The following is a 521-nucleotide window of genomic DNA, read 5'->3' on the forward strand; positions in this document are numbered from 1 at the left end:
GTCGGGCACGGCGGAAGCCGGCGCCATCGTGCGCATCTATGATGGGGTAACATACCTGGGTCAGGCGGTTGCCTCCGATACCGGTGAGTGGAGCTACACCGCCTCGGTGCAAGACGGCCTGCATTCGTTCACCGTGACGGCGACCGACAAGGCCGGCAATGTGAGCGCTGCCTCGGAGCCATTTGCGATCACAGTATCGACGGCCGTGCCGGGTACGCCCTCGATCACTTCGGTGAGCGACGATCATGGCGTGGTGACTGGCTCGATCAATAATGGCGGGGTGAGCGATGATGTTCGCCCTCAGATCAAGGGCTCGGCGAGTGCTGGCGCGACGATCAATATCTATGACAATGGCGCCTGGCTGGGCCAGGTGACTGCCGATGGCAGCGGGAACTGGAGCTTTACGCCCGGTTCGGATCTGATTGAGGGTGGCCATGCCTTCACGGCCAAAATTGTTGATGGCGGCGGGATCGAGGGTCTTGCCTCGTTCCCCCATAGCATCACCATTGACACGACGGCGC

The 521-nt window shown here is 61.8% G+C and carries 1 protein-coding gene; it reads left to right on the forward strand.

Features of this window, described 5'->3' with window-relative positions; all coding sequences use genetic code 11:
- Positions 1-521, forward strand: a 521-nt coding sequence (locus LH464_RS24495; protein ID WP_226788995.1) for an Ig-like domain-containing protein, incomplete at both ends; no start/stop codon positions are given.

The organism is Pseudorhizobium xiangyangii (genome assembly GCF_020531965.1).
Lineage (GTDB): Bacteria > Pseudomonadota > Alphaproteobacteria > Rhizobiales > Rhizobiaceae > Neorhizobium > Neorhizobium xiangyangii.